General features: G+C 63.0%; 17 protein-coding genes. 3 read left to right on the plus strand and 14 right to left on the minus strand.

The window, feature by feature from the left end:
- From K1X71_06415 to K1X71_06455, 9 genes are all read right to left on the minus strand, one after another.
- Window positions 1-612, minus strand: a 612-nt coding sequence (locus K1X71_06415; protein MBX7072765.1) for a hypothetical protein, incomplete at its 3' end; no start/stop codon positions are given.
- Window positions 613-737: 125 nt separating this feature from the next.
- Window positions 738-2342 carry a hypothetical protein gene (locus tag K1X71_06420; protein MBX7072766.1) on the minus strand — a complete coding sequence of 535 codons (1605 nt, stop codon included), beginning with the start codon at window positions 2340-2342 and terminating at the stop codon, window positions 738-740.
- A 56-nt stretch (window positions 2343-2398) separates the two neighbouring features.
- The gene (locus K1X71_06425; protein ID MBX7072767.1) at window positions 2399-3211 is read right to left on the minus strand and encodes a glycosyltransferase family 2 protein; all 813 of its coding nucleotides are present in this window, start codon (window positions 3209-3211) and stop codon (window positions 2399-2401) included.
- Window positions 3208-3903, minus strand: a complete 696-nt coding sequence (locus K1X71_06430) for a CDP-alcohol phosphatidyltransferase family protein (GenBank protein MBX7072768.1) — start codon at window positions 3901-3903, stop codon at window positions 3208-3210. Before K1X71_06430 ends, K1X71_06425 begins: the two co-directional genes overlap by 4 nt.
- Window positions 3904-3907: 4 nt before the next feature.
- Window positions 3908-4984: a glycosyltransferase family 2 protein gene (locus K1X71_06435; protein MBX7072769.1), complete on the minus strand. Its 1077-nt coding sequence runs from the start codon at window positions 4982-4984 to the stop codon at window positions 3908-3910.
- A 103-nt stretch (window positions 4985-5087) separates the two neighbouring features.
- Entirely contained in the window at window positions 5088-5990 is a 903-nt protein-coding gene (locus K1X71_06440) for a hypothetical protein (GenBank protein MBX7072770.1), read from the minus strand.
- Window positions 5972-7465, minus strand: a complete 1494-nt coding sequence (locus K1X71_06445) for a lipopolysaccharide biosynthesis protein (protein ID MBX7072771.1) — start codon at window positions 7463-7465, stop codon at window positions 5972-5974. Before K1X71_06445 ends, K1X71_06440 begins: the two co-directional genes overlap by 19 nt.
- Before the next feature lie 24 nt (window positions 7466-7489).
- Window positions 7490-8272: an HAD family hydrolase gene (locus K1X71_06450; protein MBX7072772.1), complete on the minus strand. Its 783-nt coding sequence runs from the start codon at window positions 8270-8272 to the stop codon at window positions 7490-7492.
- Between the two features lie 43 nt (window positions 8273-8315).
- A complete protein-coding gene (locus K1X71_06455) occupies window positions 8316-9062 on the minus strand; it encodes an NTP transferase domain-containing protein (GenBank protein MBX7072773.1) in 747 nt (248 codons plus the stop codon).
- Between the two features lie 218 nt (window positions 9063-9280).
- Here K1X71_06455 and K1X71_06460 point away from each other — a divergent pair, with 218 nt between their 5' ends.
- Entirely contained in the window at window positions 9281-10216 is a 936-nt protein-coding gene (locus tag K1X71_06460; protein ID MBX7072774.1) for a sugar nucleotide-binding protein, read from the plus strand.
- 7 nt (window positions 10217-10223) lie between these two features.
- On the opposite strand, the gene K1X71_06465 is transcribed toward K1X71_06460, so the two are convergent.
- Window positions 10224-10904 (minus strand): HAD family phosphatase, encoded by a 681-nt coding sequence (locus tag K1X71_06465; protein MBX7072775.1) that lies wholly within the window; start codon window positions 10902-10904, stop codon window positions 10224-10226.
- 142 nt (window positions 10905-11046) lie between these two features.
- Between K1X71_06465 and K1X71_06470 the strand changes: the two genes are divergently transcribed.
- Window positions 11047-12210 carry a hypothetical protein gene (locus tag K1X71_06470; GenBank protein ID MBX7072776.1) on the plus strand — a complete coding sequence of 388 codons (1164 nt, stop codon included), beginning with the start codon at window positions 11047-11049 and terminating at the stop codon, window positions 12208-12210.
- A gap of 1 nt (window position 12211) precedes the next feature.
- Here K1X71_06470 and K1X71_06475 read toward each other — a convergent pair whose 3' ends face one another.
- The 3 genes from K1X71_06475 to dcm all read right to left on the minus strand — a co-directional run bounded on the left by K1X71_06475 (window position 12212) and on the right by dcm (window position 14635).
- Complete coding sequence (locus K1X71_06475; GenBank protein ID MBX7072777.1) at window positions 12212-12850, minus strand: CoA pyrophosphatase; 639 nt, start codon at window positions 12848-12850, stop codon at window positions 12212-12214.
- A gap of 224 nt (window positions 12851-13074) precedes the next feature.
- Window positions 13075-13491 (minus strand): DNA mismatch endonuclease Vsr, encoded by a 417-nt coding sequence (vsr, locus tag K1X71_06480; GenBank protein ID MBX7072778.1) that lies wholly within the window; start codon window positions 13489-13491, stop codon window positions 13075-13077.
- Window positions 13492-13495: 4 nt separating this feature from the next.
- Window positions 13496-14635, minus strand: a complete 1140-nt coding sequence (gene dcm, locus K1X71_06485) for a DNA (cytosine-5-)-methyltransferase (GenBank protein ID MBX7072779.1) — start codon at window positions 14633-14635, stop codon at window positions 13496-13498.
- A 124-nt stretch (window positions 14636-14759) separates the two neighbouring features.
- Here dcm and K1X71_06490 point away from each other — a divergent pair, with 124 nt between their 5' ends.
- A complete protein-coding gene (locus K1X71_06490) occupies window positions 14760-15122 on the plus strand; it encodes a hypothetical protein (protein MBX7072780.1) in 363 nt (120 codons plus the stop codon).
- Between the two features lie 18 nt (window positions 15123-15140).
- On the opposite strand, the gene der is transcribed toward K1X71_06490, so the two are convergent.
- Window positions 15141-16526 (minus strand): ribosome biogenesis GTPase Der, encoded by a 1386-nt coding sequence (gene der, locus K1X71_06495; protein MBX7072781.1) that lies wholly within the window; start codon window positions 16524-16526, stop codon window positions 15141-15143.
- Window positions 16527-16615 lie beyond the last annotated feature (89 nt).

Below are 16615 nucleotides of genomic sequence, written 5' to 3' on the forward strand. Positions count from 1 at the left end.
CGGCTCGATGCGACCCACGTACAAAATGAAGTCGCGCAGGCCGTACTCGCGCTCAAATAATTGCGCGTCGGCCTCGGCGAAATTTGGATCGGCCGCATTCGGCACGACAGTTTGCCGCTGGCAATCGATTCCCACATGGCGCTCGATCTGCGCTGCCTCCGCCATCGAATTGGGCAACAACCGATCGACCGCCAGGTACAGCCGCCGCCGCCAGTCTGGCAGTCTGGGAACTGAGCGCCGCGCCAGCATGCCGGCCGCGCCGCGCACGCGTGTAAGCAACGACGCGCGCTCGCGCCAACGACTGACCATGTCGAACCACACGATGGGCGACAACACCACCGCCAGGCCGCGCTGCTTCGCCGCCAGCACCGTGGGCAAATGCTCCGGCAAACTGCCAAACAAATGCAGGCAATCGAATCCGTCAAATCCTTCTTCCCAAGGGCGCCACGGACGCGCGTCAATTCCTTGTGTCGCGAGCGCGTCGGCCAGCGAGCGCATTTGCACTTCGCCACCGCCCGGCGCGGCCAGCGCAGCGGTCGGTCCTGCCAGCCGCACACGCGGCGCGCTTCGCGCCGTTCGACTATCGCTTAACATCTCGCGCAGCGCGTTCATCGCCATCCGCTTTCGGCCGCGTGAGTTTCTGGAAGTGATCGCTGCTATCGACATCGATTGGTTTCGTGTGAGATGGTTTTGTGCTGTCAACGACTTGGTTCTGGCCTGTGGCGATAGGATTCAGTTCAGTCCTTGATGCGCCGGAGGGTGCGTTTCATCCAGCCGCGCCAGGTGGTGACGCCAATCTCCTCCACCGGCGTCACTTTTTCCCAATCCAGGTAGTTGCGCACGGCACTGCGAAGCCCTTGCGGCGGATCGATGCGAAACACCTGCTGAGGCGCGGGCGCGCGCCGCGCCTGAAATGCCAGCGATTCGGGCGCTAGCGCCACCATCGACTCATCGAGCGGCACCGTGGCCACATGCTCGCCGCGCCAGTATTCGCCCGCGATGCGATAACCGCGCGGGCGGTGATCGACCAACACGCAATACCCGCCATCGGCAGCAACTACGCGCGCCCTGACGCTCGCGCGACTGCGCCACCAGCGATCGAACTCGGTCATATTGGTAAGCCACACGGCAGACAAGTTGCCGACAGCCTCCAGCGCTGCGGTCAGCACGCGCGGATGCCGCCCAACGCGGCCATTGGGATGCCCATACAAAAAGATGGGCTCACCGGCGTGGTACTTGGCTCTGACCAGCGCGGCAAAATGAACACAAAGTGCGTCAACCGCGGACTCAATCGCGGCATCGCCGACCGTCTGCTCTTGGTCTCGCGTCAACACGCCGTGCTGCGCTTCGAGCAGGCTCAGCCTGCGAATCGTGGAATCGCCTCCCGCCACCTGGTCGAACCAGAGCCGCGCCTTGGACCTGGCGACCTGCGAATCGTCGGCCACCGCCCGCGCATCGCGATTGCGATTCGCCAGCGCTTCGAGAAAGATGCCCAGGCAAATCGGATGGATCGGAATCTGCAGCACGTTGCTGCCGACCGGAAAGAACGGCAACTCGTCGTGGGCCAGTCCAAACTCCGAGCTATGCGTAATGGCCAGCGACTCCATCGCCGACAAGAGCGCCAAATTGAAGCGTCCATGAGGCGCCACGAACCCGCTCGGTTCGATGCCGCGCCGCCGCAAGGTTTCGATGCCGCGGCGGATGTTGCGAGAATTCTCTTCACTGTCTTGATAAGTGTGGTGCAGGTAGCCGTGCGACCCGACGTCCAAGCCGCGCAATCGGGCCAGCGCCTCGGTTTGCGATTCGTGAGTCGAAGCGCACACATAGTGACTCGTCGCCTGCTCGTAGCCCGCAATGGCGCCTAGCACGGCGTCGAAGTCGCCCGCGTCGAACTCATCGTGATCAAAGCGAAAATTGAAGGCGCTTTGGTATGGGAAGGGATACGCGCCTATGCGAAACCACACCCCTCCGCGCCGCTCCAACATCGCCCGCAGTCGCTCCATGACGTGTCGCCGCGTCGCCCGTTTGTCGACGCGAGCGACCTCCTCGCTCACCTGAAATCCGCCGATGCGCCAGCCTAGCCTCCCGCTGCGCTCATCGAGCAAATCCTCCAGCGGGTCACCGCGCCAGCCGTCGCGACAACCATCGACATCAATCGCCTGCTGACCCGTTACCAGGCCTTGCGGCGCCGGGCCGCGTGAGTCGAACAGCACAAACCGGCCGTCGATTCTGCCCGCGCGTCGTTCGACAAACGGCACACCTTCTTGGCCAAGCGCCAAGCGCAGTCCGGGCGGGACCCGATCGAGGACTAGCGGTAGTAAGGGGGGCGCTGGTGCGAGCATGCTCTTCCGTGAGCTTTTTGATTGTGACGTCACGGCATCGTGCCGCGTCGAGACGCTTAGATGCCCAGGGGACCGATGGTTGATTGCTTAAGCGGCCGTACCCAACTACCGTGCTGCCGCTCACGCCAAAGGGCGCGATGCGTCTTCGCCAGATTCCATTCCGACCAGCCACTCAAGGCGCAAAACGCCCAGCCCGGCGGACCATCCAGCAGGCCCCGCTTCCACAGCAGGCGGCGAGCCAGCTCGCGCGGCGGGTTCCAAAACAGGTCGCGCCAGCGCGGCGCCGCTCCCTGGGCCACGCGAGCTAGCGCCTCAAGTCGCGTGTAATGACGCATTTTGCGACGAAACGTCGCCAAATCAGGAATCGTCTCGTGCTCGAGCGCCGCGCTCAATCGTCCCACCTTCCCCGTGACGATTAGCCGCTCGTGAACTTCGCCGCGCCAGCTTCCGGCCCCGGCGCGAACCAGGCGAATCGGGGTGTCGTCTTGCGTGCCGCTATAGCGAAACTGCGCGCCGAAGATGCGACTGCGAATCGGCAATCGGTAAGCTTCGCGCTCCGCTCGCGCAATCGTCGATTGAATCTCCTCGATCAGCGCCGGCGTGAGCAACTCATCGGCATCGATGGCCAATGTCCATTCGCTAGTCGCCAAGCGCAGCGCTCGATTGCGCTGCGCGGCAAAATTGTCAAAGGGATGTTGATGTACCAACGCGCCGGCCGCTTGAGCCAGCTCGACTGTGCCGTCGGTCGAGCCGCCATCGACTACAACGACTTGATCAACCCAACCCAGCCGCGCCAACAGTCGCGGCAGATTCTCCGCTTCGTTAAGCGTGATGATTGTGGCCGAAATCGTGGGCCGCGGCCTGCTCATGCCAAGACTCCTTGCCAGCGGCGATACACCAGCGCGTATCGAGCAAGCCAACGCAAGTTGTAGTATGCGGCAACCACCGCCAGCTCCAGCGTGAACTGTCCGGTCAGGATCGCCAGGGCACAGAGATGAATGCGCACATCGGCGTTGGCCGGCAGATGATAGAGCCCGCGCAACCACGATTCACTTGATGTTCCAGTGACCGGCTGAGTTTCTGCCATGGAGATTGGCTCCGAACCAAGTCCGTACATCAACAGGTATTTGCCTCCCAAGAAAGCGACGATCGCTACGATCGGCAGCGAAGATCCGCTGATCGAATGGGCCGCAAGCGCCATGGCGATGTGCAGACCCAGGTCGGCCAGCTCGTCGATGTTCGCGTCGAGCCAACCACCCAACGGGGTAGACGACGCCTGTCGACGCGCCAAAAGTCCATCGGTGCGATCGCAAAACCAGGCAGCCAGCACCAGACAACTAGCCAGCGAACAATGCGCCGGCAGCGCCACAATCCATGTTGCCGCCACCATCGCGCAGCCCAGACCTGCGAGAGTGAAGTAAATGGGCCGCGCGCTGGTGCCCGCCAGATACTCGGCCACAACCTCCGCCAATGGCCGCAGATACCAGCGGGCAATTGGGTAGTTCTTGGCGCGGTTCCGTTCGTGGCTGACGACGGTATGAGGGAGTGACGCACTGCTCATCGCGTTATCTCGCTGCGGCGAGCTCCGAAGCGTGCGACGCGCTGCGTGACGACTGCCCTATCGCGCCAAGAGACGATTGCGGCTCCTCGTCCGTCGAGTCGCTCCGGTCGATCCGCGTGGGATGAAAGCGGCGAAAATAGTCGCGCTCGCGGCGCAAGGTTGCCAGCGAATCGGTGCGCCGGCTGACGTGCCCCATCTGTTGCCAGCGTCGCCAGGCCAACCAGACAGCCCGCGTGAATCGCCAGCGCTCGTCGCGCGGCGCCGCGATCGCTCGTAGCGGCTCGGCCAACAATCGCGCGCTGATGCCCGTGGCCTCCCGCAACCAGTGCGCCGGATGTCGCAGGTTTTTCCATTGGAACAACAGCGTGTTGCGCAGCGCCAGTTGATCCGACCCCGCGGCGCCATACACGTGATGAAACGTGGCCCCCCCGGCGTGATACGCCACCGCGCCCGGCACGTACCGCGCGTGCCAGCCGGCGCGAAACGCGCGATACACCAGATCGAGGTCCTCCAGGCGCCCGGGCAGAAACAAGGGATCGAATCCCCCCAGCTTGAGGAAGGCTTGTCGGCGAACCGCCATCACAGGGCCGGCGCAGGCCGTGCAGGCGGGGCGATCCGAGGCAACCATGTGCCCTGGATAAAAACAGGAGGCCTGCACCAAACCCAGACGCCACCGTACGGCGGTCTTGAGCCCCTCGTAGGTGACTCCGTCAAATCGACGGCATTGTGGCGCCGTCATGAAGCACGCAGCGCGCCCAGAACCCGCTTGTAGCGGCGCGACCAGGCGATCGATGGCGTCGTCGTCGAGCTTCACATCGTTATTAAGCAACAGCGCGACGTCGCATTCGATCTCCGCGAGCACGCTGTTGTAGCTGGTTAAACCAAAATTTGGGCGATCGATCACTTCCACCGCGGGATGTTGCTTCGCCAAAAACGCGCGCGAATCGTCCGTAGAGCTGTTGTCGATCACCACCACGCGGGCGCCGCATCTCGCTCGGCGCGCGGCGGCTACCAGCGAGGGCAAACACTCCGCGAGCAACGCTCGACCGTTGTAGTTCAAAACCAACAATGGCACCGACATGCGCGCCGCTCGATCCCTGAGTCTGCTTGCGCTGGCATGCTGCGCAAATCAGGCATGCCTTTGCCCAACGGGCGGCCTACGATAGGACGATGGCCGAGGTGGGTCAAGACGATGCCGATGCGCCCACGTCGAAGTGCGGGCCTGGCATGTTGTGAACGCGCCACCACCCCTCTTGATACACGACCACCGAATTTGCGGGCGGCCGATACCAGGCGCTGTACTCGCGCTCCGCTTGCTGGCGACCGAGCATCCGATAGAGCGCCACCGCCGCGCGCATGCTAGCAGTTCCCGCAAGGATCAACACCACAACGCGCGCTAGCATTAGGCCTCCATCACCTACGACTAATTCCGCCAGCGAAGTGACGGCAATTAGATTCATCTGCACGTGTGTTTCGCACAACTTGGCGGCAAGCCAGCGAACGCGGCGAACAGCGCCGCTGGGCAGACTCTCCGCCGAGGGCCTCCCCCCTGCCCCGCCGGTGACTAGCAGTTGTCCCTCCACGCGCTTGAGTCGCTGGATAAACGCCTTATACCGCACGTCGGCTTGCAAGTGCAGTAGGAGCAGCGCCAAGCTCCACGCCACGCCGACATAAACCCACAGCGGCTCCAAGCGGCACGCCGCGATGCCACCGCACAATCCCAGTGGCATAAGCAAGTGCAGTGTATGGTGCATGAGGTAATCGAGCGCCACCCCATCCAACGATTCCGTGCGCCGCAGCCGGGCAAGCTGGCCATCGACATGATCGAGCAAGTACCACAATTGCCACAGCACGCTACCAATGATCCACGACCAGGTGGCGCCAATCGCAAAACTGCCGGCGGCCGCCACCGCCAGCGCCCAGGCCCAAAGCGTGACCGCATTGGCCGAGATGCCCCAAGGGGCGATGGTCTGCGTCACGCGCAGCGCCATCGGTCGACCAACCGTTCGCGCCATCCAGGTGCCCAACTCTCGATGGCCCAGCTTTTGACAGCGTGCTTCTAGTTCGCTCAATTCGAGTCGGCGCATCGACGATTCCTTGATTTTGCTCCTTGCCAGACGCAAAGCAGTATGGGAGACGAGGTCAGAACAAAAACGACGCCTCCCCAAGCGGCCATGTCGTGATCGGCGCCCTGCCGCATGGCGACGATCGCCAGACCGCCCACCGCCGAAAGGGCGATGCCCCAGTGACGGGCCCGCTCGCGCAACCGTAGTTCGCCGCCAAACGCCAGATGGCTCGCAATGATCAAATAAACGATCTCGCTGGCGGTCATTGCCCAGGCCACGCCGATCAGCCCCTGTCCGTGGGATATGGCCCACCAACCACCGATTCCAGAGATTAGCATGCCGGGCATCAGCGCGGCGAGCGCCTTCCACGCGCGATCGACGACCAACAAGTGCTGATTCGCTGTGGCCGCCAGCGCCATCGCCACGGCGCCGGGCACACGCGCCGCAAGCGGCGCTAGTCCCGCGCGATAGTCCGGCAGGATGCTGCCCAGCAGCCAGGGCGCCAGAACGATTGCGGCCAGCCCTACAATGCTCATCGCGGCGGCGACAACTTCGCTGACCCGCGCGGCGAAGCGCGCCACCGACCGCGTGTCTTGCGAATGGCCGAACAGTTCCGCGTACTGCGGTCCCGCAACGATCGAAAACAAGCTCGCCATTCCGTTCAATTGCGCTGTCCCTAACAGAGCCAGGGAATAGCACCCCAGGTCAAACTCGCGCCGTGTGGAGCAAGTCAGAATGACCCAGCGATCCATGGAGAACGCTAACGTCGTCGCCAAGCCAACTAATAACATGGGCGCCCCGATCCGCAGCAATCGCCGCAATTCGGCGCGGTCCCACGACCAGGCGAGTCGCGGCGAGTTGTGCTCCACCAACGCCAGCGAGGCCAACAACGTGAGGGCTGTCGCCAGATACAGGCCCAACAGCCCCCACCACCAAACCAAGAGCGCGCCGGCGCAGAGTGTCAATGTTGCTTCCGATAAGTTGACCAGCGATGTGACGCCGAACGATCGCCTGGCGCGCAATAGCGTCACTTGAAACGAAACGTGTCGCTGCAAGACGACCAAGATCGACATCGCCGCAAGCCCCATCGACCATGCTCGCGCCGAGGGTCCGGCATCTTGGATGAGAATCACCGTGGCCAAGGCCAAAAGTGCCAATCCATAAACAGCACTGCTCACGGTATTTGCGGTGAACGCCAGATTGGCGCACGCCGCGGCGGCGACATGGTCGCCACGTCCCCGAGCAATGGCCACCTCTCGCGCTGCCCCTTTGCTGACGCCCAGGTTGGCGTAGTTGGCGTAACCCAGCGCCATCTTGAGCGCTTGCCACACCCCCATCTGCGCCGGATCGAGCAGCAATCGAAATAGGATGCTGGTACAGACGCCCAGCGCTTGGCATACCAAGGTCGCCGCCCCCACCAACAGACTGTCGGCAAGAAAGCGACGCCAGCCGGCGACGGGCGAAACGGCGCTGGTCTCGATCGTTATGCTCGACACGTGTTCTGCACCCCTTGCCAGGATTTAGACGCTGGCCAATTCACGTTGTTCAAGCGTCGCCATCAATTCTTCAATGCTGCCAATCTTCGCATCGCCGCGCAACACTGCTCCGCCAAGCCCGATCGTGCGCAGCCCGATGGCGGCCGCGCCCTCCAGGTCGCGGTCGGATGTCGACAAGAATGCGACTTCCGCCGCGGACAGGTTGAGTTGACCGACAGCGTGTCGATAGCCCGGCGCGGAGGGCTTGATGCAGCCGAGCTCAACCGACGAGACCACCGTCTCGAACATGCCGGCGAGTCCAAGTCTCTCAATGCGTTGCGACAACTCTTCGCTCGTATGCGCCGCGTCGGTGACGATGCCCATGCGCAGTCCCCGTTGCCGCAAGCGCGCGAGCGTCTTCTTCACTCCCGGAAACGGCAATACTTCAAACTCCAGATCGCGACGACGCGACAGCCCGGCCGCCAGCGCCTCGTCGATCTCGCCCCGCGACAGGCCTTGCGCCCAAAGAAATGATTCCAGCGCTTCGCTAAACTCGCGCTGTCCACAGCGCACTGCGTTCAAGTAGCCTGTGATCCATTCGCGCTGCAGCGTCGCCGGCGTCAGATCGCCATGAAGCCGCTGAATCAATGCGGCCATCCAGCGCCACCAGACCGTGGCGTCGTGCAAGACGCCAGACATTTCCATCAGCAGCGCGCTGACCGCCAACGGCGATGCGGCGCCCCGCGCTCCCCGCGAGCGTTCGTTGGCGTCGGGCGCCACCACGCGTTGGGCTGTCGCCCGTCGCGATTCTCCTTCCTGCATCGGCATGGGAATCCTTTCCACAGGCCGCATTGCGTCGGTTGCTCGCGTACTACGCCGCTCCAAGATGGCGCAGATTGAGGTCGGCCATGCGAGCCCGCATGCGTGGCTGGTGATCGAGAAAGTCGGTAATTTGCTGCCAATCCAGCCGGTCAAAGCCCAGCGCCTCGAAGATCGTCTCCAGATGGTCCCAATCCTCGTCGTGCTCGACCGTCAACCGCAAATCAGCGCGATCGAGCGGCGCCGGAGCCGTCAGCAAACGCGTCGAAAAATGCTCGGGATGCGCATACAAGTACCGCGTCGCCTGCTGACGATCGGCGGCATGCGCAGCCTGTTGATCCGCGCGCAGCAGGGCCGACGCGCGGCACCACTCGGCGAACATGCCCAAGGCTGATAGGATCACGGCGCGCGACTGACCGGAACGATAGCTGATGTAATCGCAACTCGGATGCGCGTCGGCGGCGGCGATCAGCCGATCGATCAAAGTGGCGTCGATCAAAGGATGGACGGCCGCCACGCGCACCAACGCCTGACACGGATGCGCATGCGCCAAGGCGGCGTAGCGCGCCAGCCAGTCTCCGCGATGGCGAAACACCGGCACGCCGCGCGGAACCAGTTCCGCGATCTGCCCCGCGTCAAATTCGTCGTCGAGCGCCACCACCACTTTTTCGAGCCGCGCGGATTCTCCCAGCCGACGCACGACCCACTCCAACAGCGACTTTCCTCCCAAGCGACGCTCCAGCTTGCGCCGACACACCTCACTAGCTCGGGCTTCGATCACGGCAATGGTTCCGTCCATGAATCACCTCAAGTCCGTTTGCCCGCGGAAAGTGGGCGCTGCCTGCGATAATGATCGCAAGCCAATCCGTGCGAAAGCGCGCGGAAGTCTACTGGCGTATTTTGTCACAGGTCAAGACATGGCATGCTGGCGCCAAGTCGTCTTGGACCAATAAGCTGCTGTCATTACACTGTTGGCCCGCCCAAAAACTCACCTATCCGGCTGGCAGGGAGGCCACCATGACGAAGGTTCTGGTCATCGGCGTCGATACCATGCTCGGCGCCAACTTGGCGTTGGTCTGCGGCAAACAGATGGACTGCGTTGGCCTTTGGGACCAGTTCGAGGTAGAACCGGCCGGCACTTCCACCGAACCTTGCGACCTTCGTCAGCCGTCCGCAGTCGTCGCGGCGATCGAATCACATCGCCCCGACTGGGTGGTGTACGCCGGCGCGGCCGCTCGCTCGGCCTGGGACGTGCCCGCTGAACGCCAGATAACCGGAGCCGCGGCCGATCCAATTCGTCAGGCCGCCGAAGCCACGATCTCGCGGGGGAGCCAGTTTGCGCTACTTAGTAGCGATGCGGTGTTCGCTGGGCCACGTCTATTCCATGAAGAAACATGGCCCGCGGCAGCGGCGACGCCGTTTGCGCAGGCCGTCCGCAGGTCGGAGGAATCGCTGCGAGGATTGCCGGTGTTGGTGGTCCGCACGCACGCCTTTGGCTGGTCGGCCACCGAAGAGGAACCCTGCTGGGCCGAATCGCTGGCGCTCAAACTGACTGCCGGCGCCGACCCGGAACTGGATGGACAACGCTACGCAACGCCGATCTTGGCCTCCGATCTGGCCGAATTACTGCTCGGCGCCGTGAGACCGCGACTCACCGGCCTCTACCATATCACGGGGGCGGAGCGGACAAATCCGCATCGCTTTGGCGCCGAACTGGCCGCCGCGCTTGGCGTAGAACCTTTTCGCTCGACTACAGCGTCCGAGTGTACTGTTGCTGTCGCGCGGCCTGTCGCCGAAACATCGCTCAACACACGCCGTGCGCGGCGCGAACTTGGGCGAGCAATGCCACTATTGCGCGAAGGATTGGAATGCTTCGCCGCGCAGTCAACCAACGGCTATCTCGACGAACTACGCGCCGGCAGCCACACGCTGGCCGCCGCTCGCGCGGCCTGACGCCCTTTCAGGCGCCGGGCAGACCAAGTACTTCGTACAATCGCCAGTCCGCCAAGCTATCGACTCGCAGCGACACGCAACTGAAATCGTGGCGCAAGCTGTGTCCGCTGGGCACGGCGACAGTATACGCGCCCGCGGCCGCCGCGGCCCGGCATCCGTTCTGGCTGTCTTCGAGCACCAGCATTTCGCCCGGCTCGATCTCAAATCGCTGGGCGGCGGTCAGATAGATCTCGGGGTTCGGCTTGCCTTGAACTACATCCTCGGCGGTGAGAATAAACGCGAATCGCGGCGCCAGCTCGAATCGCGATAGCACATCGGTGACAAAGGCGCGCCCGCTGCTGGTTGCAATCGCCTTCGGAATTGTCGCGCTCTCGAGTGCGGACAACAACTCCAACAAGCCGGGCATCGTCTCCAGCCGCTCGTCCAAGATCGTGGCGAAAACCTCGTCCGACTCCGTGGCCAATTGTTCCACGGTGTCGTCGAGTTGATGCCAGTCGATCATGATTTGCAGGCTCACAGCGCCCGGCCGCCCCATCATGGCGTCCAGCAGGTCCGCCGAGAACTCGTGTCCGCGCCGACGCAGCACTTCGCCGCCGACAAATTGGTAAAGCTCCTCTGTATTGAACATCAGCCCATCGAGGTCGAATACCACCGCTTTGGGCTTTGATTTCGGTGCGCGATGGGTCATGGGGCTGTCAGATCGGCGTGGAAACCGGAGTATCTGTTGTGTGATTGGCGCGTCCTGCTCACAATAGAGCCGTAGCTCCACGAAGCGTGCGCGACGGCGACCGACGTGGCGCACCCGGGAATCATAACGAGGAGGCCGGCGCATGGGCCAGAGCTTGCCCACAACCCATTTTGCGTTTCGCGCGTTGGTAGCCATCGGTATAGCGCTGAGCTTACTGGCGATGCCGTTGGCCATCAAAGCGGCGCCCGAGGAACTACCAGCGCCGGCGCCCAAAAAGGCATTACCCGCTCCTCACGACGCTCCGGCCGCTGATCCACAAGGATCAACCCACCTCGAGCGGATAGTTGATTTCATTCGCTTCATGGCGCTATTGTGCGACGAGCATCCAGTTCCGCGCCCGCTGATGCCGACCGGAACGATCGCCTCGATGTGCGGACATCTGACGCCGGAAGGCATCGATATTCTGGAACGCCGCTTCAAAGATCCCGACGCGCTGGTGCTTTTGCGACGGCAAACGCCGGAGTTGGCCGAACTGCTTCCCCTGTTGGCGGCGGCCGCTCCGCTGGTGGAGCAGCTTGAGCCGCAGATTCAAGTCGTCGTTGCTCGTCAAGATCTGAGCGCTTTGCAAACTCGTCCCGATCCCGTGTTGCCCGGCATTGCAATCATCTTTGAACCGCGCGATCAGCGGCGCTCGAAATCGATGCTGCTGGCGACCTACTGGGGGCTGATTCGCGGCATCAATGAAAAGGCTGACAAAGAGAAAACTCCAAGAATCTTGATGACCAGCGGCAAACGCGGCGAGGCGTTCTTCGCCAGTTCGCGCTTTCAAGCGCCCGAGGCGGGCGCCACCGGCGAACGGATGCGCTATAACTTCACGCCGGCCATTGGCGTTGTCGGTGAGCGGTTCATCGTCGCCACCAGCGGCGACCTGACCGCCAAGCTGATCGACCTTGCGCAGCAGCAACCCGCCGAAACACAGTGCGCGCGAGGCCCACGCATCGATCTCGATCTGGTGTGCGCCGCCGGATTGGTGATGGACAACCTCAATTCACCCACCGGGCAGCAGATGGCCGCCGCCACCCGCGCGCAAGTGAATCACGCGCTCGATCGGCTGCGCGGCGCGCTGGCCGACAACGGCGAACTATCAGTGCGCGTCCCACGCCTGGCCGACCGGGTTCGCGTGCGCGCCGCCGCGCGGCGCAGTCAATCAAGCGCACAGCGTATGCCTCTGGTGCGCGCCGGATTTCAGGTGCTTGCCGAAGAGTTGACCGCGGAACTTGCCGCGCCATCCACAGACGCTAAATAAGCTAGCATACTGCAGCGTCCTCAAGTTCGCGCACCAAAGCAATCAACTCGGCCAAGATCATGGCCGTCGCGCCCCAGACGTAATGCGTCTTGAAGCGAATGTGCGGCACACCAAATTGCAGGCCATTGAAGTCGCGAGCGTGTCGCCCATAGTTCGTTTTGTCAACCAGATGCGCTAGTGGCGTTTCGAGCAGTTCGGCCACTTCGTGCGGGTTGGGCGTCAGTCGCGGTCGCTGGCCGAAGAACCCAACCCACGCTTGCACGCTGAAATTGCTCACAAACAGGTAGATCGGCGACAACTGCCCCACGATCCGCACACTATGCCGGTCGACGCCCAGCTCTTCCTCCAATTCTCGTGAGGCGGCGCTGGCTGGAGACTCACCCGGATCGATCATGCCGCCGGGCAAACTGACCTGCCCCGCGTGATCGGTCATCGTCTGCGGCCGCACAATCAACGGCAGCAGCCAGCCGTCGTCGCTGGGATACAAGAGGGCAATGACGGCGGCCGCTCGGCTCTCCGCCGGCGCCGGCGCGTAATGGCGACCGTAGCTTAGCTCCGGTTCGAAATCGCGCTGCGCCGCACGGCCGGGCAGCGGCCGCTCCAAGCGCGCGGCAAGCAATTGTGGCAGTCGATCATCCATGCACACATCTTCAGATCGATCGCCGTGTCAAACAACCCCTGTTGCTTGGCAAGCGCGAGGCCAGCTATCGAATTCGATCAAAACAATACTCAGACGCGACCAAGTATGGCCCGCGGCAGACATCGCTCTCGCGATGCGCAATGGCGTCATCGTTGTCTGTCGCCAACCCTCGAAACTGTACAACGACTTGTCGCAATAAGCCGTATGCCTTAAACGACAGAGCATCATGGCAATGATCGAGCCAACAGCCGCGCCAGACGCGCGCTTAATCGCTGCGGCTGGCGGGTTTCGCATTCCCACACCACCAGCACCGACCAGCCAGCCCGCCGCAAGGCCCGACTCGTGCGCGCGTTGCGCCGCCGGTTACGTTCGATCTTGTCCAGCCAATAACCGCGCCGCGTCGCCGGTATCCGACACTGGCCGCAGGCATGACCATGCCAAAAACAGCCGCGCACTTCGATCACCGTGCGCAGCCGCGCGAGCACCATGTCGGGCGTTCCCGGCAGCTCGCGAACATGCAGTCGAAATCGGTAACCCAACCGATGCACAATCGAACGCACCATCCGCTCCGGACGCGTGTCGACCGAACGCACGCAGCGCATCACCCGCGAACGCTCGGCGCTTGTGATATTGTCGGCCATCGGTTCAGCCGCCCGCCGCCCCGGTTAACGCGGCGACGCCGCGCTCTTGCAACAACGGCCCCAGGTAGTTCGTGGCGATCCACTGAATCACCGGCACACAGACCGCGTCGCCAAAACCAAACAGCGCCTGATTCGTCGGCACGTCGATCACATAGTCGTCGGACACACCCTGCAGTCGGGCGCATTCGCGGGCCGTGAGCAAGCGCACCCGATAATCGCCGAGACCCGCCGCGAACAGTATTTGTCGTCCGCTCCCACCGCGCGGCGTGCGCAGGCAACCGGCGATGCCGTCGACCCGCAGTTCCGCCATGCTTCGGCCCTGTCGCACGCGTCGAAACGCGGTCGCGTAGCTAACCTGTGGGCCGGCGATCATCGACGCCGCCTGCTCCGCATGGCGCGGACTGAGTTGGCCCATGAAATACTCCGCGCGCTCGCGGTTCCACCACTGAGGATCGTCGTCCGGCAGGTCTTCGACAATGTCGGCCACGCGCAAGGCGCTGCGCGGCAATGCCGGCAGCTCGCGCACGTCCCAGCGTAAATGGTCGTTGAGATGGATGAACTGCGCCAGCTTCTTGGGCCGCACATCGCTTTCGCAAGACGTCGTGCGCCGATCGAGGCGCTGTCCCTGGCTGGCGACCACGAACAGCCGCGGGCGGCTCTGCGGCGTGAACCGCACGGCGTCGATGAGCATCACGTCGACCGAGTAATCCAGTTCGTTCAGCGCCAATAGCGCCGTCTCCAGGTCGCGCCCGCCATTGCGCTGCAAGAAGCCCACGACATTTTCGAGCAGCACCAGCGGCGGCCGCCGTTCGTCCAGTCGATCAAGAATACTTACCAACCCCCAAAACGCCGACGATTCCTGCCCATCCAGCCCGTCCCATTTGCCGGCGATGGAAAGGTCGTTGCACGGAAACGAACCCGTCGCCAGTTCGACAGAGGGGAGACTCTCGACATCGATCTGGTGGATGTCGCCTAGCAGAAGGTGTTGGTCGTCAGGCCAATTATGCCGGTAGATTTCGGCCTTTTTGGCGTCGATGTCGTTGGCGAACGCGGCCACCCAACCGCATTGCTCCAGCGCCAGCCGCACCAGGCCAATCCCAGCGAAGAACTCGGCGAACGTGCCCAGCGACTTGTCTGCGCTCATTGCGGTTGCGCCTCCGTGCGATTGTAAGCTGCCTTGATGTTAGCCGATGCAATCAGGGGTGCGAAGCGCCACTACTCTATTTCGGCCATTCCAAAAAACCGCCGCTTCGCAGTAAACTCGCCGTATGTCGATCCTGCTGGTCTCCGGCGATTTGATGATGACGTCCAAGTGCCAGGCCGCCGCCACGCGCGCCGGCGCCGCATTGGTCACCGCGCTCAGTGTTGAATCGGCCCTCGCCAAGGCCGCCGAATCGACGCCGCGCGCGGTGGTCCTCGATCTCGCCTTGCGCGGACTTGATCCTGCCGTCGTCATGGCGAAACTGGCCGCACTCACGCCACGCCCCATCGTCATCGCTTTTGCGCCCCACGTGCATGAGGCCCGCCTCGCCGCCGCGCAGACCGCTGGTTGCGATCTGGTGCTCTCGCGCGGCCAGTTCGATCGCCAGATGGACGCCCTGTTTCGCCAGCACGCACCCGGCGCGGACTGATCGACGCGGACGCCGCTGCTATTCTTCGTGCCAGTCCGATTTAGCCGTTTCCGACTCGTCGGGCCCCTCCGCGGCCCGCGGTTTCTGGCCGCTGTCCCGTTTGCGCAGATACAGCTTGATGGGCACTTCGGAAAACGGCAGATGATCCCGAAACACTCCCAATAGGTAGCGCTGATAATCAGGCGCGATCGAACGCGGGCTGTTGCAAAACAGCACTATCGTCGGTGGCTGCTCGCTCACCTGCGTCGCGTAATAGATTTTGGGCTGCAACCCTTGGTGATAGGGCGGCGGATTGCGTTCCAGCGCCGCCTTGACCAACTTGTTCAGATCAGGCGTCGGCACACGCTGCCGCGACTGCTTGAACAGCATCTGCGCGTGGTTCACCAGCGCCTTCACGTTCTTGCCCGTCTCGCCGGTGATGAACGCGATCGGCACGTATTGCATCGTGCGAAACGTGTCGCGCAAGTACACCGCCCACTTCTCGGTGGGCATCGCATCGACCAGCAGATCCCACTTGTTGACCACGAACACGCACGGCTTGTACTGCTGATCGATGTAATGACAAAGTTGTTTGTCGACCTTGCTGATCCGCTGCGAGGCGTCAAAAAACAACAGCACCACGTCCGCTCGGCGAATGCTGCGCTGCGCCCGATGAAAGCTGTAGTATTCGAGATCCGTGCCGATGCTGCGGGCCCGTTTGAGGCCCGGCGTGTCGATCGCCACGAACGGCTTGCCGTCCAAATCAAAGCGCACATCGACACTGTCGCGCGTGGTGCCCGGAACCTCGCTAACGATCATCCGTTCCGCTTTGGTCAGCGTGTTGACGAAGGTGCTCTTGCCGGTGTTGCGACGCCCGACAATCGCCACTTTCATCACCGGTTCGGCCACCGTGTCGGTCTCGTGCGCGGGGGGCAACCGTTCGGCGATCTGCTCCAACAACTCCTCGCGGCCCCGGTTCTGCGTGGCGCTAGTCAGCACCAGCTTGCCGCGCCCCAACCGATAGAAATCGTTCGCGCCCGCGTCGAGACTGGGGGCGTCCGATTTGTTGGCCACCAGAATCACCGGCGCGTGGACATAGCGCAGCCGCTTGGAAACATCTTGATCGAGCGCGGTCAGCCCCGCGCGGCCATCGACGACAAACAAAATGACATCGGCCGAGTCGATCGCCTGATCGATCTGCCGCTCGATGTGCGCGGTCAGGTTGTCCTCGTCCTTGATCCCCATGCCGCCAGTGTCGACCAGCTCGAAGTAGCGATCGTCCACTTCCAGCAAATGGCTCAATCGATCTCGGGTCACGCCGGGGCGATCTTCGACAATCGCCAGGCGCTTGTTGGCCAACCAATTGAATATGCTGGATTTGCCGACGTTGGGCCGGCCAACAATCACTACCTGAGGTACGCCCATGCCGCTGCTCGATTCCAAAACTTCGCAACACAACCATCATACGTCGGACCACGAGAGGCCGACAGGGCGAGCCTCACCGGCGGCGAGTG

The sequence above is a fragment of the Pirellulales bacterium genome (assembly GCA_019694455.1).
Classification (GTDB): domain Bacteria; phylum Planctomycetota; class Planctomycetia; order Pirellulales; family JAEUIK01; genus JAIBBY01.

Coding starts and splice junctions, on each gene's coding strand:
- K1X71_06420 (MBX7072766.1), bottom strand. CDS start 2,342: ATGCTCGCACCAGCGCCCCCCTTACTACCGCTAGTCCTCGATCGGGTC.
- K1X71_06425 (MBX7072767.1), bottom strand. CDS start 3,211: ATGAGCAGGCCGCGGCCCACGATTTCGGCCACAATCATCACGCTTAAC.
- K1X71_06430 (MBX7072768.1), bottom strand. CDS start 3,903: ATGAGCAGTGCGTCACTCCCTCATACCGTCGTCAGCCACGAACGGAAC.
- K1X71_06435 (MBX7072769.1), bottom strand. CDS start 4,984: ATGTCGGTGCCATTGTTGGTTTTGAACTACAACGGTCGAGCGTTGCTC.
- K1X71_06440 (MBX7072770.1), bottom strand. CDS start 5,990: ATGCGCCGACTCGAATTGAGCGAACTAGAAGCACGCTGTCAAAAGCTG.
- K1X71_06450 (MBX7072772.1), bottom strand. CDS start 8,272: ATGCCGATGCAGGAAGGAGAATCGCGACGGGCGACAGCCCAACGCGTG.
- K1X71_06455 (MBX7072773.1), bottom strand. CDS start 9,062: ATGGACGGAACCATTGCCGTGATCGAAGCCCGAGCTAGTGAGGTGTGT.
- K1X71_06460 (MBX7072774.1), top strand. CDS start 9,281: ATGACGAAGGTTCTGGTCATCGGCGTCGATACCATGCTCGGCGCCAAC.
- K1X71_06465 (MBX7072775.1), bottom strand. CDS start 10,904: ATGACCCATCGCGCACCGAAATCAAAGCCCAAAGCGGTGGTATTCGAC.
- K1X71_06470 (MBX7072776.1), top strand. CDS start 11,047: ATGGGCCAGAGCTTGCCCACAACCCATTTTGCGTTTCGCGCGTTGGTA.
- K1X71_06475 (MBX7072777.1), bottom strand. CDS start 12,850: ATGGATGATCGACTGCCACAATTGCTTGCCGCGCGCTTGGAGCGGCCG.
- vsr (MBX7072778.1), bottom strand. CDS start 13,491: ATGGCCGACAATATCACAAGCGCCGAGCGTTCGCGGGTGATGCGCTGC.
- dcm (MBX7072779.1), bottom strand. CDS start 14,635: ATGAGCGCAGACAAGTCGCTGGGCACGTTCGCCGAGTTCTTCGCTGGG.
- K1X71_06490 (MBX7072780.1), top strand. CDS start 14,760: ATGTCGATCCTGCTGGTCTCCGGCGATTTGATGATGACGTCCAAGTGC.
- der (MBX7072781.1), bottom strand. CDS start 16,526: ATGGGCGTACCTCAGGTAGTGATTGTTGGCCGGCCCAACGTCGGCAAA.